This window comes from Duganella sp. Dugasp78 (assembly GCF_059491455.1).
In genome coordinates this window covers 3,881,828-3,896,476 of record NZ_CP168506.1, presented here as the reverse complement: position 1 = coordinate 3,896,476, position 14,649 = coordinate 3,881,828, and the positions used below count along the sequence as shown (strand labels likewise).

The window sequence follows — 14,649 nt, the reverse complement described above, 5'->3', positions numbered from 1 at the left end:
GAGAACCAGAACATGACGACGAATTTTGAATTGACACGCAATCCCTTTGGCCGCCTGGTGCTGACCACGGCCGAGGGCGAAGTGCACGAGAGCGTGGCGCCGGTGCGCGCCTTCCCGGTGCAGGCGCCGGACGACGGCATCGCGCTGGTGAGCACCGACGGCAAGGAAGTGGGCTGGATCGACCGCATCGAGGACTTGCCGGCGGCCGTGGGCCAGCTGGTGCGCGAGGAGCTGGAGGGACGCGAGTTCATGCCGGAGATCGCGCGCATCAGCGGCGTGACCAGCTACGCCACGCCGTGCACCTGGTCGGTGGCGACCGACCGCGGCGACACCGAGTTCGTGCTGCGCGGTGAAGAAGACATCCGCCGCCTGACCGTGGACACGCTCTTGATCTCCGACATCCACGGCATCCACTACCTGATCCGCGACGTGCGCGAGCTGGACAAGCACAGCAAGAAAATCCTCGACCGTTTCCTGTAAGCGCGCCTTTTGCGGCGGGCAGCGCCAGCAGCCTGCCAGCCGCCTCTACACTTTGACATACCGCAGCGTGTGCCTTCAAAAGCACCGCATGATTGATGCCGTGCGCCCGCCATCGTGGCGCCGCAAGGCATACAATGAAACTGCCCGAACCAAAATCCCACTTTCCGCTACTTCCGGCGCCCAAGCGCAAACGCAAGCGCCGCAAGCCGGCCCCTGCCAAGCCGCCGGCGCACGGACCTTTGAAGAAAAGGAACAGTCATGGATGAGATCAAGGAAGAATTGCAGTTCAATTTGCGCTACGCCCAGCGACTGTGCCAACGTACATCTCGCTTTTATCGCAGGATACAGACCACGCTCACCTTCATCAGCCTGCTTGCTGGCAGCAGCGCGGTCGCCGCACTGGCCGCCCAGATGTTGATTCCATCGGCGTGGCTGCTGGGCGTGTTCGCGGTGTTCAGCTGTCTTAACCTGGCGATACGGCCGGCCGACAAAATCGCCGCCAACGATGCAGATACCCGCAAGTACGGCGCGCTACTGGCAAAACTCAACGTGCTGGACGCGCCAACGCTCCAGCAGATGCTGGACGAGGCGCGCCTCTCCGATACGATCGAGGTGGAGCCCCTGCGGGCGGTAGCCTATAACGATGTCGTCATGGAAATCGACGAGCCGGATTCGCTGATTGAACTGAGCCCGATGCAGAAGCTGATGGGCGTTCTAGCCTGATTCCACCAGCCGGCCACGGCGTCGACGAACTGGACCGTCTATTTAAAAGCTTTCATGAGCGCGTCCAGTTTCACCTTCAGCGACTGGTCGTGATGGCTGACCGGCGGCACTTCGCGTTTGACGTCGAGCAGCTGGTACACCGCCATCTGCGCCGCGCGCACCGAGTATTCGACGGTGAACACCACGTCCTCCGGCACCTCGACGAACTGGCTGACGAAGGCCAGGTTGCGCGAGTTGGCCGGTACCGGCAACGGGCGGTCGCTGTTAAAGCGCGGCATGAACATGCTGGTGATGTAGGGCATGCGGCATGGGATGCAGTTGGCCTTGGCCATGATCTCCATGTCGAAATTCAGATGGCCGCACAATTCGCGCAGGATCTCTTCGCCGCTGCAATCGGCCATCGGCTTGGCGACGAAATTGCCGATGCGGTCAGGGTGCAGCGCGTAGCCCCAGAACACCTGCACGCCTTCCGGCTGACCGGCGAAGTGCGGCTGGTGGGCCAGCACGATCGACATCAGCCAGTTCGAATCCTTGAACGTCACCAGCCCACCGGTGCCGGCCACGTTGCCGCTGAACTGCTCCATCTTGTCGAAGAACGCCGGGTCCTTCAGTGTGACCGTGAACGACTCCCACCACGATTCCGGGATGCTGGTATTGAAGGCGGCCGGATTGCCGAACTGCGGACGGTCCACCGCCAGCTTTTCCCACAGCGCCCAGCCCTGGCTGTCGCGCTTGTCCAGCTTGGGCGGCGCGCTGTGCATGCTGCCGAAGCTTGAAGCGTCGGTCATCGAGCCGTTCTGGAAGAACACCAGATCGTGCGGGGCGACGGCAATGGTCATGGCCTCGCCGTTGCGGGTGCATTTCAACGCCGTCGCGGTCAGCGTGCCGCCCTCCTCCAGCAGTTCGATATCGTCGACCATGCAGTTGCGGACGATCTGCACGCCCTGCTGCTGCAACCAGTGCTGCAAAGGCCGCACCAGCGAATCGTACTGGTTGTAGACGGTGCGCTTGACGCCGGCCAGCGTTTCGATGCGCGAGAACTCCATCATGAAGCGATGCAGGTAGCGCTTGAACTCCACCGCGCTGTGCCACGGCTGGAAGGCGAAGGTGGTGGCCCACATGTACCAGAATTTGGTGTCGAAGAATTCGGGCGACAGCCAGTCGGTGATGGCGCTGTCGCCCAGTTTTTCTTCGTCGGCTTCGGCCAGCGCCAGCAGCTCGGTGCGGTCCTGCATGCTGAAGCCCATCGACGTCACGTCGACGCGGAAGCGGTTGCGGTCGACCAGGCGGGCCTGCGAGTGCGATTTGTGCATGTCGTTGAAGGCGACGGTCTCGTCGTAGACGCTTTGGCCTTTGTGCTCCAGCGAGGGGATGGACTTGAACAGGTCCCAGGTGCATTCGTAGTTGTCGGTGGTGAGCATGCGGCCGCCGCGCAGCATGTAGCCGGTGTCCGCGTTGCCGCCGCCATCGAGGCTGCCGCCGGCCAGCGGCAGCGCTTCGAAGATGGTGATGTGGCGGGCATCGACGCCGGCGTCGCGGATCATGAAGGCGGCCGCGGCCAGCGAGCCGATGCCTCCGCCGACCAGATACGCTTTGATGGTGTTGCTCATGGCACTGTCCTTTGTGTGTGTAGGTAAGTGCCACGATAGTGCGGATCTTGAGGCGCGATATCCATGCGCCAGATCAAAAATCCAAAAATATATCCCCCATCCCGGGCTCGCTGGTCCGCAGCGGGCGGTTTGTGCGAAATCAAATGTAGCAGGTCGCGCAGCCCTAGACTCTTAGGAGTTCTTAAGGAGACCGATATGAAAATGATTGTCGTGGTAAATGAGCAGGGACAAGTAGTCGCCGCAGCACATGCCGCTCCCGAAGTCGTGCCGGACGCAGCTAATCCCGGCGCTTCTTCGTCCGGCGGATCGTCATGCGGTTTAGGCGCGCTTCCCGGTCAACGAGTCGCCGTTGTCGAAGTTCCTGAACAACTGAAAGCTCTCGATTCCGAGCAGCGGCTGCGCGCAATACTCGATCATCGACTCCCGCCTGGTGCCGACTCTCTTGAACACTCACCGCGGGCCCAAAAATAGGTTCGTGTTTGACGCATTTTGGAAAGGACTTCTCATGTCATTCAATAACGTACAACCAGCCGACGGGCCCTTCAGCATAGGCTCCGAACCCGTTCGCGTCTGGCTTACATTGGGCAACAGCGAAGATTTTGGCGCCCAGTGGATTATGGCAAATCCCATAGGCCCCGGCAGCCTCGAAGTTTCAAGCTTCACCAAAGAAAAAAGAATCCGGGTACCAAACGCTCTTGATGTGATCTACTGGGTCACCGTGAGCAATGATGGCGAGGATACCTTGTTTAATATCCAGGGCGGCGGGAACGTCTGACACAACGCCGTCAGGCAAATGCGGGAACGGTCCGCTACACCGAGCGGACCGGCCGGCAGTTTTACTTTTCCGTCGAATACATGCCGGCGTATTTCAGGCCGAAGTACAGGATGAAGGTGTAGCAGGCCGCCGGCACCAGGAAGGACATCTGCAGGCTGATGGTGTCTGCCAGCAGGCCTTGTGCGAACGGCACCAGCGCGCCGCCGACGATGGCCATGCACAGCACACCCGAGCCCTGTCCGGTCAGTGGACCGAGCTTGTTCAGCGCCATCGAGAAGATGGTCGGGAACATGATGGAGTTGAACAGGCCCACGGCCAGCATCGCCCACATCGCCAGTTGGCCGCCAGAGAAGATCGCCGTCAGCACCAGCGCGATCACGGCCGCCGAGTTGAAGGCCAGCGCCTTGCCTGGACTGACGTAGCGCATCACGGCGAAGCCGATGAAGCGGCCCACCATCGCGCCGCCCCAGTAGTAGCTGACGAAAGGTGCCGCGTCGGCAGCCGACAGGCCCGCCACTTTCGCATCGCCGATGAAGTTGATCATGAAGCTGCCGATACTGACTTCGCCGCCCACGTACAGGAAGATCGCCACCGCGCCCAGCACCAGGTGGCGGTGCTGCAGCACTGCCGACCAGCCGGCGCTTTCAGCGCCCGCCTGTTCGGCGTCGACGATCTTCGGCAGGCGCGCCAGCGCGAACAGCACCGCCAGCGCCAGCAAGGCCGCCGCCAGCACCAGGTACGGGCCCTGCACGCTGGCCGCCTGGGTCGCGTGGTAGGCCGCCAGCTGTTCGGTGGTCAGCTTGGCCATGTCGGCGGAGCTCATCACGCCGCCGGCCAGGATCAACATGCCGCCCAGCGTGGGCGCCACAGTGGTGCCCAGCGAATTGAAGGCCTGGGTCAGCGTCAGGCGGCTCGACGCCGTCTGCGGATCGCCCAGTACCGTCACGTAGGGATTGGCCGCCACCTGCAGGATGGTGATGCCGCCCGCCAGCACGAAGAAGGCGATCAGGAACAGCGTGTAGCCGCTGGTCGCCGCAGGATAGAACAAGGCGCAACCGGCGGCCGCGATGGTCAGGCCGGCGACGGCGCCGTTCTGGTAGCCGATTTTCTTGATCAGCATACCGGCCGGCAGCGAGACGATGAAGTAGGCGCCGAAGAAGCAGAACTGCACCAGCATCGCCTGCACATAAGTCAGCGTGTAGACTGCCTTCAGGTGCGGGATCAGCACGTCGTTCAGGGAGGTCAGCAGACCCCACATGAAGAACAGGATGGTGACGATGATCAGCGGACCGGTATTGCCGCCCGTCTGCGTCTGGCCGCCTTGCATAGCGACGGCTGGGGAATATTGTTCCATGCTTTGAGAATCTCCTGAGTGTTATTTAAAATCGCCGCACGCCAGCGCATCCTTGTCCGTGGCGGCACCGCCAGCGATCTGGATGTTGGCGAAGGTCGCGGCGAACGGCGCATCGGCGGCCACATTGAACGGCGTGCCCAGTGCCGCCAGCGACAGCCCTTTGGCGCTGAAGCAGGCCAGCGGGATTTTAACCGTCTGCTTGCCCTTGCCCGCCAAACGCTGGAACACGGCGCTGGCGTCCAGTTCCACCGTTTCGATGCCGACGCTGACCTTGCCCTGCGGCGCAGCCGACACGATAACATCAAATTGAAGTGCGCCGTCGGTTGAAGCGAAGGCCGGCAGCTTCTGCGCCTTGGCCGCTTGCGCTTCCAGCCTGGCCGCGCCGGTCCAGGTGAGGCGCTTGGCATCCTGCTGGGTGTTGATCTGCGCGGTTTCGACGGTGACGGTCGGCAGCTTGAAGACGGCGTTCAGGTCCGCGCCCAAGGCCACGCGCTGGGCGCCGCTGCTCACATACAGCGCATAGGTGGAGCGGTCGGCCGGCGCGTACACCGGCACCGCGGTGGTCTTGCCGCAGCCGCCGGCCGGATAGCTGGCGTCCAGCAGCGGCAAGGTGCGCTTGCCGGCCGCACCCGCGTACGTCAGGCCGTAGCCGTACTTGAACAGCGGATCGTAGGCGGCATCGCCAACGTTCAGCGGCGACTGGCAGGCCGACTTCGGCCACGAGAACGACAGCTTGCCGTGGAAGTCCGCATTGACCTTGCCGTCCGCCTTGCGGAACAACACATCGGAGATGCCCTTGCCTTCGGTGCCCGGCAGCCAGGCCGAGACAAAACTGTCCGACAGGTTGAGCAGATCGTTGACGAACAGCGGCCGGCCGGACATCAGCACCGTCACCACCGGCTTGCCCTTGCCCGCTACCGCCTGCAATACCGCCAGGTCTTCGGGATGGCGGCCGGACAGGCGCAGCGTGCCCGATGGGTCGATGTCGCCGTCGCCTTCCGCGTATGGCGTCTCGCCGATGACGGCGATGACGGCGTCGAACTTGCTCACGTCGACGCCGGCGGCATTTTCGCTGAAGGTGACGTTGCCTTCGCCGGCGGCCTCCCGGATGCCGGCCAGGATGGTGTCGCCGAACGGGTAGTCGCTGTTCTTGTTGTCGGTGCCCTGCCAGGTCAGCGACCATCCGCCCGACTGGTTGGCCATGCTGTCGGCGCTCTTGCCGACCACCAGAATCTTCTTGCCGCGCGCCAGTGGCAGCACGCCGCCGTTGTTCTTCAACAGCACCAGCGATTCGCGCACCGCCTGGCGCGCCAATGCGCGCGCCTGCAGCAGCTCCTGCTTGCCGGCGTAGATGTTCTGCGAAGGCTTCTTGCCGTCGAACAGACCGGCGCGCAGCTTCACGCGCAGGATGCGGGTGACGGCATCGTCGATGCGCGACATCGGGATCTCGCCCTTCTCCACCTGCGCGATGGTGTTGGCGATGAAGCTCTTCCAGTGTTCCGGCACCATCACCAGATCGACGCCGGCGTTGATCGAGGCGGCGCAGCTGTCGTTGGCGCAGCCCGGCACTTCGGCGATGGCGTTCCAGTCGCTCACCACCAGGCCGTCGAAGCCCATCTTGGTTTTCAGCGCGTCGGTCAGCAGCTCTTTACTGCCGTGCATCTTGCCGTGGTCGGTGCCGCCCTTGACATCGTTCCAGCTGTTGAAGGACGCCATCACCGTCTGCACGCCCGCCTGCAGCGCCGGGTAGTAGCCCTGCGCGTGGATGTTGATCATCTCCGACATCGTCGACTGGTTCTCGCCGCGGTCCTTGCCCTCGGCCGTGCCGCCGTCGCCGATGAAGTGCTTGGCGGTGGCGACCACCGTGCCGTCCGATTTCAGGTCGCCCTGCAGGCCCTTGACGTAGGCGCCGGCGTAGTCCCTGACGATGGCCGGGTCTTCGGAAAAGGATTCGTAGGTGCGTCCCCAGCGATCGTCGCGCACCACGGCCAGCGTCGGCGCGAACACCCAGTCGATGCCGGTGGCGCGCACCGCCCTGGCGACCGAGCGGGCCATCTCGCCGACCAGCTTCGCATCGCGCGCCGCGCCCAGGCCTATGTTATGCGGGAACAGCGTGGCGCCGTACATATTGCTGTTGCCGTGCATGGCGTCGATGCCCCAGATGACGGGGATCTGCACCTTCATGTCGGTGCTCATCGAGGCGTCGTAGTAGGCGTCGGCCAGCTTGACCCAGTCGGCGGCGCTGGCGTGCTTGTTCCCGTCGGGCCAGCTGCCGCCGCCGTTCAGTACGGAGCCGATGTAGTACTTGCGGATGTCTTCCGGCGTGCTGAATTTGATTTCGGGCTGCGTCATCTGGCCGATCTTCTGCGCCAGCGTCATGCCGGCCACGACCTGCGCGATGCGCGCCTCCATGCGAGGGTCCTGCTTGACGGCGCTGGTGATGTGCGGCCAGTCGGCCAGCGGCTTGGCGGCCGGCGCGGCGGCGATGTGCGCGCCGGCCAGCGCCAGCGTGGCGGCCAGCACGGCGCGACGCAGGGTGTGGTTATTGGTCTTCATTCGTGTACTCGTCTCCGTTATTGATATTGTTATCCCGTCGCTCCCGCGCAGGCGGGAGTCCATACTCAGCATGGATACCCGCCTGCGCGGGTATGACGGTTATTCGGCGTGCAGGAAGGCGCTGTACCACCGGCCGCTCTGCTTGAGGATGCGGCGCTGCGTCGGGTAGTCGATATAGGTCAGGCCGAAGCGGCGCAGATAACCCTCCGCCCATTCAAAGTTATCCAGCAGGCTCCAGGCGAAATACCCTTTGACGTTGCCGCCGGCCGCGATGGCGTCGCGCACGGCGGCCAGGTGGCGGATCAGGTAATCGCGGCGCGCGGTGTCGTTGACGGCGCCGTCGGCATCCACGTGATCGTCGTAGGACGAACCGTTTTCGGTCACATACAAATCGCCGGCCGGATAGTCGCGGGCCACGCGCTCCAGCAGCTCGACCAGCCCTTGCGGCGACACTTCCCAACCGAAGTCGGTGCGCTGGCGATCCCACGGATAGACGATGGCGGTACGCAGCGGGTACTGGTCCGGCGCATCCTTCACCACCTCTGGGAAGTAGTAGTTCACGCCGAGGAAGTCCATCGGCGCGGCGATGGCCTCCATATCGCCCGGCAGCACCTGCGGCGCGTCCCGGCCCACCAGTTGCAGCGCCAGCTCGGGATAGCCACGGCCATACAGCGCATCGAGGAACCAGCGGTTGCGCAGCACGTCGTGGCGCAGCACGGCCTGCTGGTCGGCAGCACTGTCGCTGGCCGCTTGAACCGGATGCAGGCTCAGGGCGATGCCGACCTTCGCGCCCGGCACGTTGGCGCGTATCAGCGGCACCGCCAGCCCGTGCGAGACCAGCACGTTGTGGCAGACCTGCAGCGCCAGCGGCAGGCTCTTGTTGCCCGGCGCGTGCATGCCGTCCCAGTTGCCGTGCATGGACGTGCACCATGGCTCGTTGTGCGTGATCCAGTGCTGCACGCGGTCGCCCAGGTGCTTGCTGACCACGTCGGCGTAGCGCAGGAAGGCGTCGACGGTGGCGCGGTTGGCCCAGCCGCCCTGGTCCTCCAGGTACTGCGGCAGATCCCAGTGATACAGCGTGCACCACGGCTGCAGGCCGCGCGCCAGCATGCCGTCCACCAGCTTCGAATAGAACGCCAGTCCCTGCGCGTTCGGCTCGGCGTCGACGCCGTTGAAGATGCGCGGCCAGGCGATCGAGAAGCGGTAGGAATTCAGGCCCATGGACTGCGCCAGGTCCAGGTCCTCCTCCCAGCGGTGATAGTGGTCGCAGGCCACGGCGCCGGTGGAGCCGTCGCGCACCTTGCCCGGCGTGGCGCTGAAGGTATCCCAGATCGACGGCACGCGCCCGTCCTCCGCGGCCGCGCCCTCGATCTGGTAGGCCGACGTCGAAACGCCCCACAGGAAGTCGCTGGCAAAGTCGCTACGCTGGATCGCCGTCGGCAGGTCGGTAAGTATCATGGTCATGGTTTTTAAGTGGAATCGTTTCCATTTCACTGCAAAAAAAGAGCATGCGACCAGCGCATACTCCTCGTTCTTTACTGCCTGGGCGCCGCCAGCGACGCCCGCTGCGTCACGTGCAGCGCGTAATCGCGCGCCACCGGCCGCTTCAGCTCATAGCAGCGGTTGAGCAGGAAGTTCAGGCCGTTCAAGGTCATCTCGCTCCACGGGATATGCACGCTGGTCAGGCGCGGCGCGGTGAATTCCGCGCTGTGCGTGTCGTCGTATCCCAGCACCGAGACCTGCTCCGGCACCGCCACCCCCGCCTGCTGGAAACAGGACAAGGCCCCCACCGCCATTTCATCGTTGGCGCAAAACACCGCCGTAAATTCATAGCCCGACGCCAGCAGCTGCTCGGCGCAAGCCCAGCCGCCGTCCGGCGAAAACTGGCCGTCCTCCATCCACACCGACGCCGGGTCTATGCCCGCCGCCGCCAGCTCCGCCAGGAAACCGGCGATGCGCTGCTGGTTGTCCGGCGCGCTGGCGCGGCCCGCGATCACGGCGATCCGGCGGTGGCCCTGCTCCAGCAGGGTGCGCGCCGCCAGCCGGCCGCCGGCCTCGTGGTCGACGGTGAAGCACTGCTCGGCGATGCTGGCGAAGGCGTGGTTGATCACCACCACCCGCGACTGGAACGGCCCCAGCGCCACAAAGTCCTCGTCCTCCAGCGCGTTGCTCATCACGATCAGGCCGTCGCTGCCGCGCTCGATCAGGAAGTTGACGCCCTCGATCGCCTGCTGCCGCGCGTCGCCATCGCCGACGCCGAAGGCCACCACCATGTTCAGGCCACCGGCCCGCAGCGCCGTGTAGATCGACTGCAGGATGGGCGTGTAAAACGTCCCGCTCAGGTAGGGGATGTAGACCCCGATCATCTGCGAGCTGCCCGACAACAGCGAGCGCGCCGCGTGCGACGGCCGGAACTCCAGCTCCTCGATCGCCTTGCGCACCTTCTCCTGCGTCGCCTGCGACACCGAGCCCTTGCCGCTGATTACGCGCGACGCTGTGCCCAGCCCTACTCCCGCCAGGCGGGCTACGTCTTTGATGGTTGCCACAGCTTCCCTTATCCGTTCAGTCGGCGGCAAGCATACCCCATCGCGGCCGGCGGTGACAAGCGCGCCGGCCCCCTCGGTTCCGTTCAGTCCCGCAGCGCGGCGGCGATGCTTTTCTGCGCCTTCTCCACCGGCATGCGGGTGTTCCAGAATGCCGTCAGCACGTCCTGCAGGGCGCCGTTCTGGTCGGGCGTCAGGTAGACCTCGATCATGCCCAGCGGCCGCGCCTTGTCGCGCATGATCGCCATGCCGGCCTGGGCGCAGGCGTCCATCGACGACACGTCGACATCGCTGCGCACCGGCAGCGAGCCCTTGAGCTTGCTGAACGCCAGCTGCGCGGCCGGCGCCATCATGGTGGTGGCCAGCAGCTTCTGCGCCCTGACCGCGTCGGCGTTGGCGGTTTTCGGGAACACGAAGGCGTCGCCCTGGATCAGATAGGGCACGGCCGGGCCGAGGCCGGCGATGCAGCCGTAGTCCTTGCCGGCGCTCTGTCTGGCGGCGGCGAACTCGCCCTTGGCCCAGTCGCCCATGATCTGCATCCCGGCCTTGCCGCTGATCAGCATGGCGGTGGCGTCGTTCCAGTTGCGGTTGGGCGAGCCGGCGTCGACATAGCCCTGCAGGCGCTTGAAGGCCACCAGCACCTTCTTGAACGCTTCCGAATTGAGCGCCTTGGGATCGCGCTCGCGCAGCACCTGCAGGTACAGCTCGCGGCCGCCGACATTGGCCAGCATGGCCTGGAACAGGATGTTTTCCTGCCACGGCTGGCCGCCGTGCGCCAGGCCGACCAGGCCGGCCGCCTTGAGCTTGTCGAGCGCGGCAAACAGCTGCTCCGGCGTGGCCGGCTCGGCGGCGATGCCGGCCTTCTTGAACGCCGCCTTCGAATACCAGATCCAGGTCGACATGTGGAGGTCGACCGGCAGCGCGTAGTAATGGCCCTTGACGCGGATGACGTCGAGCATCGGCGCCGGCAGCAGCTGGTCCCAGTGGTCGCGCGCGGCGATGTCGTCGACGTTGTTGAGCGAGCCCTGGTCGATCAGGTCGCGGAACTGCTTGGTGGTGTTGAACTGGGCGGCGGTGGGCGGATTGCCGCCGACGATGCGGTTGATCGCCACCGCCTTGGCCTGGTCGGCGCCGGCCACGGCGGTGTCGACCCAGACGCCGCCGGCGGCGCGGTAGGCGTCGGCGAACTGGCGCACGGCGGCCGACTCGCTGCTGGAGGTCCACCAGTGCATCACTTCGGCGCGCGGCCCGGCGGCCGGCGCGGCCGCGTGGCTGGCGCCAGCGCTCGCGCCCAGCGCCAGCGCGGCCAGCAGCGACGCGGCGGCGGCGTCCCTACGGTGCATCAACATCCTGTCTCCTTGTCCGCCGGTGCGGCCCGGCGATATTCTGTTCAGAGCGCGTTTGGAAACGTTACCAAATCACCCGGACGACTATAGCATCGCTTGTTTTTCAGTGTCAACCGGAATCGCGGCGGCCGGCGCCGGGGCCCGCCGCCGCGCCGCTTACACGCCCTCCGGCACAAACACGCGCAGGCGATGGCCATCGCGGTCGACCGCCACGAAAGTGTAGCCGAAGTCCAGCGCCACCGGACGCTGGGCGATGGCCACGCCGCGCGCCGACCAGTCGGCGTGCATGTCGTTGACCACGCTGCGGTCGCCGACGCTGATGCACAGCTCGCCACCGCCGCCGGAGGCCAGCGCCTTCGGCTCGACCGCGTCGCGCGACCACAGGCCCAGCTTCAGGCCGGACGCCAGCACGAACAGCGCGAAGGTCGGCGCGACATCCACCGGCTGCTGGCCCAGCAGGTCGGCGTAGTAGGTGGCGCTGGCGACCGGGTCGTCGACATACAGCAAGACAAAGTTAGGGCTGATCATCATGGTTCTCCTGGTGGGTTGGCGCGGCACGCTGTCCGGCGCCGCATGACCATAATGTTAAGGGCCGGCTGCGACAGTTTCTGTCAGGAGCATCGCGCTTGTGCCCGATCAAGCGCCGATATTTCCGAGTGGATAGACTTTAGCGGTATCGACACCCAGGAGGCCGCGCATGACGATCCACCGCCGCTGGCCGCGCCGGCAGCGCGGCGCCCTTGCCCTGATGTTCGCCGCCGCCGTGGTCGGCATGTTGCTGCTGGTCGGCATGGCGCTCGACGTTGGCCAGCTGTACACCCGCAAGGCCGAGCTGCAACTGCTGGCCGACGCCACCGCGCTGGCCGCCGCGCGCGAACTGAACGGCACCGCAGCCGGCGTCGCCAGCGCGCTGGCCAAGGCCGCCGACGCCGCCGGCGCGTTGCGCTACCAGTTCGGCAAGGAGCCGGTCGCCTGGTCCAGCGCCGCCCTCAGTTTCAGCGCGAGCCCCGACGCGCCGGCCAGCGACTGGCGCGCAGCCGCCGCCGCCCAGGCCGCGCCGGACGGCCTGCTGTATGCGCGCGCCGACAGCGACAAGCTGGCGCCGGCCCACGGCCAGATTGCCACCGTGTTCCTGCGCCTGCTGTCGGGCGGGCTGGAAACAATGAGCACCTCGGCCCACGCGGTGGCCGGCCGCCTGACCATCGCCGCCACGCCGCTGGCGGTGTGCGCGCTGTCCAGCACGCCCGCCGCAGCCCGCCTCAACCCCGGCCCGCCGGCGCTGACCGAGTTGGTGGAATACGGCTTCCGGCGCGGCGTCGGCTACGACCTGATGCAGCTCAACCCGAACGGCCTGACGCCGGAACACTTTGCCATCGACCCGCTGACGCCGCCCGGCAGCGCCGGCAGCGCCGGCAACACCGCCGACAGCGTGCTCACCCCTTACGTGTGCGCCGGCACGCTGCAGGTCCCGCGCCTGCAGGGCGGCGCCATCACCGTCAAGCGCGGCTTTCCGCTGGCCACCCAGTACCCCCAGCTTAACGCCCGCTTCGACCAGTACGTCGGCGGCACCTGCTCGCCCAACGGCGCGCCGCCCGACACCAACGTCAAGGCCTATGTCTACACCGCGATCCCGTGGATGAGCACGGCGCGCAACGGCCAGGGCGCCAAACGCTACGCCGACGCCGTCAACAACAAGCTGTGGACCGTGGCCGATCCGCTGCCCGCGCCGGCCGGCACGCTGAACGCCGACTACGGCCCGCTGTGGTCCTATGCCAAGGCGGTGCCGTACGCCGCCTACACCGCCGGCGCGGCCGAGCCAGCCACCGGCTACGCCACCTTCGCCGCCGGCACCTGGTCGACCCTGTACGGGCCCGGCGCGCCAGTCGCCAGCAACGCTTACCCGGCCAGCACGCCCTACCTGGCGCTGACGGGCGCCAACTTCCTGGCGCCCGGCGCCGCCAACCTGCCCGGCCTGCGCCAGCGCCGCGTGCTCAACGTGGCGCTGCTGGCCTGTCCGGTGGCGGCAGGCGGCACCGTCAGCGCCACCGTGCTGGCGGTGGGCAAATTCTTCATGACGGTGCCCGCCACCGCCACCAGCCTGTACGCCGAATTTGCCGGCGCGGTGCCGGACCAGGCGCTGGGCGGCGCCGTCGAGTTGCTGCCATGAGCCAGCCCGGCCGCCGCCAGCGCGGCATCGCCGCCGTGGAAATGGCGCTGATACTGCCGGTCTTCGTGCTGCTGCTGGCGCTGCCGCTGTTTCTCGGCCGCGCGCTGTATCACTACCAGATCATGCAACGCGCCGCCCATGACGGCGCGCGCTACCTGGCCTCCTGCGCCGTGCTCGATCTCAAGACGCCGGCGCGCGCCGCGGACGTGGTGGCCGCCGCGCGCGCCATCGTCGCCGCCGAGCTCGATGGCGCCAGCGCCGGCAGCTACCCGCCCGTGGTCACCATCCTCTGCGACGGCACCCAGTGCACCGGCTTTTCCCTGCCCACGACCATCACCGTGAATGTCAGCGACCTGCTGGAGGACGACGTGTTTCCCTATTTTTCCTACGACCTGCTGGGCACCGGCGGCATGTCGCTGAGCGCCACCGCATCGATGCACTATGTCGGCAACTAAGCCCCCACGCGCACCGCGCGGCGCGATCACGGTCGAATTCAGCCTGCTGTCGCTGCTGTTCTTCACGCTGCTGTTCGCCGTGATGGAGGTGGCGCGCGCCATGTATGTGTTGAATACCCTGCAGGAAGTGACGCGGCGCGCGGCGGCGCTGGCCGCCGTGAGCGACTTCAGCAACCCGGCCGTGATGGACCGGCTGCGCCAGACGGCGCTGATGAACGACGGCCCCGGCACGCTGAAGATGGGCCAGCCCGTCACCGACGCCCACCTGCGCATCGACTACCTGTCGCTGGCGCGCAGCGGCAACGGCGATCTCACACCCACCCCCATCCCGAGCGGCAGCCTGCCGGCCTGCGTGGCGCGCGCCCGCCTCAATTGCATCGCCGATCCGAACGGCGCCAGCTGCATCCGCTTCGTGCGCGTGCGCCTGTGCGCGCCGAACGGCAACGCTTGTGACGCGGTGAGCTACCAGACCATCATGCCCCTGTTCAGCCTGTCCGCCACGCTGCCCACCGCGACCGCGATCGCCAGGGCCGAGTCGCTGGGCTTGCAGGCGGGCAGCCCGATGTGTCCGTAGAGGCCAAGAATTGCACTAATACAACACCCAATGCCGCGCGATAGTATTGGCGTAGTGAACCGGCAG

The 14,649-nt window shown here is 66.2% G+C and carries 14 protein-coding genes; 7 read left to right on the top strand and 7 right to left on the bottom strand.

Annotated features, from left to right (window positions below):
- The first annotated feature begins 12 nt into the window (after nucleotides 1-12).
- Nucleotides 13-480 (top strand): cyanophycin metabolism-associated DUF1854 family protein, encoded by a 468-nt coding sequence (locus ACEN9O_RS17280; RefSeq protein ID WP_495613090.1) that lies wholly within the window; start codon nucleotides 13-15, stop codon nucleotides 478-480.
- 258 nt (nucleotides 481-738) lie between these two features.
- Nucleotides 739-1,203, top strand: coding sequence for a hypothetical protein (locus ACEN9O_RS17275; protein WP_495613089.1), 465 nt, complete (start codon nucleotides 739-741; stop codon nucleotides 1,201-1,203).
- 38 nt (nucleotides 1,204-1,241) lie between these two features.
- On the opposite strand, the gene ACEN9O_RS17270 is transcribed toward ACEN9O_RS17275, so the two are convergent.
- Entirely contained in the window at nucleotides 1,242-2,813 is a 1,572-nt protein-coding gene (locus ACEN9O_RS17270; protein ID WP_495613088.1) for an oleate hydratase, read from the bottom strand.
- Between the two features lie 195 nt (nucleotides 2,814-3,008).
- Between ACEN9O_RS17270 and ACEN9O_RS17265 the strand changes: the two genes are divergently transcribed.
- Together ACEN9O_RS17265 and ACEN9O_RS17260 are read left to right on the top strand one after the other, a co-directional pair.
- A complete protein-coding gene (locus ACEN9O_RS17265) occupies nucleotides 3,009-3,284 on the top strand; it encodes a hypothetical protein (RefSeq protein ID WP_495613087.1) in 276 nt (91 codons plus the stop codon).
- 34 nt (nucleotides 3,285-3,318) lie between these two features.
- On the top strand, nucleotides 3,319-3,588 hold the full coding sequence (locus tag ACEN9O_RS17260; protein WP_495613086.1) for a hypothetical protein: 270 nt from the start codon (nucleotides 3,319-3,321) through the stop codon (nucleotides 3,586-3,588).
- A gap of 61 nt (nucleotides 3,589-3,649) precedes the next feature.
- Here the strand turns inward: ACEN9O_RS17260 and ACEN9O_RS17255 are convergent, their stop codons facing one another.
- The 6 genes from ACEN9O_RS17255 to ACEN9O_RS17230 form a co-directional block, all read right to left on the bottom strand.
- Nucleotides 3,650-4,942, bottom strand: a complete 1,293-nt coding sequence (locus ACEN9O_RS17255) for a sugar MFS transporter (protein ID WP_495613085.1) — start codon at nucleotides 4,940-4,942, stop codon at nucleotides 3,650-3,652.
- A gap of 21 nt (nucleotides 4,943-4,963) precedes the next feature.
- Complete coding sequence (locus ACEN9O_RS17250; RefSeq protein WP_495613084.1) at nucleotides 4,964-7,498, bottom strand: glycoside hydrolase family 3 protein; 2,535 nt, start codon at nucleotides 7,496-7,498, stop codon at nucleotides 4,964-4,966.
- A gap of 99 nt (nucleotides 7,499-7,597) precedes the next feature.
- Nucleotides 7,598-8,962, bottom strand: a complete 1,365-nt coding sequence (locus tag ACEN9O_RS17245; protein WP_495613083.1) for a GH1 family beta-glucosidase — start codon at nucleotides 8,960-8,962, stop codon at nucleotides 7,598-7,600.
- Between the two features lie 71 nt (nucleotides 8,963-9,033).
- Complete coding sequence (locus tag ACEN9O_RS17240; protein WP_495613082.1) at nucleotides 9,034-10,044, bottom strand: LacI family DNA-binding transcriptional regulator; 1,011 nt, start codon at nucleotides 10,042-10,044, stop codon at nucleotides 9,034-9,036.
- An 83-nt stretch (nucleotides 10,045-10,127) separates the two neighbouring features.
- Entirely contained in the window at nucleotides 10,128-11,384 is a 1,257-nt protein-coding gene (locus ACEN9O_RS17235) for an ABC transporter substrate-binding protein (RefSeq protein WP_495618498.1), read from the bottom strand.
- Nucleotides 11,385-11,543: 159 nt separating this feature from the next.
- On the bottom strand, nucleotides 11,544-11,918 hold the full coding sequence (locus tag ACEN9O_RS17230) for a VOC family protein (protein WP_495613081.1): 375 nt from the start codon (nucleotides 11,916-11,918) through the stop codon (nucleotides 11,544-11,546).
- Nucleotides 11,919-12,084: 166 nt separating this feature from the next.
- On the opposite strand from ACEN9O_RS17230, the gene ACEN9O_RS17225 reads away from it, so the two are divergent.
- The 3 genes from ACEN9O_RS17225 to ACEN9O_RS17215 are packed head-to-tail and all read left to right on the top strand — an operon-like array spanning nucleotide 12,085 to nucleotide 14,583.
- A complete protein-coding gene (locus tag ACEN9O_RS17225) occupies nucleotides 12,085-13,554 on the top strand; it encodes a pilus assembly protein TadG-related protein (RefSeq protein ID WP_495613080.1) in 1,470 nt (489 codons plus the stop codon).
- Entirely contained in the window at nucleotides 13,551-14,009 is a 459-nt protein-coding gene (locus ACEN9O_RS17220; protein WP_495613079.1) for a TadE/TadG family type IV pilus assembly protein, read from the top strand. The genes ACEN9O_RS17225 and ACEN9O_RS17220 overlap by 4 nt, the downstream gene beginning before the upstream one ends.
- Nucleotides 13,996-14,583 carry a TadE/TadG family type IV pilus assembly protein gene (locus ACEN9O_RS17215; protein ID WP_495613078.1) on the top strand — a complete coding sequence of 196 codons (588 nt, stop codon included), beginning with the start codon at nucleotides 13,996-13,998 and terminating at the stop codon, nucleotides 14,581-14,583. Before ACEN9O_RS17220 ends, ACEN9O_RS17215 begins: the two co-directional genes overlap by 14 nt.
- Nucleotides 14,584-14,649 lie beyond the last annotated feature (66 nt).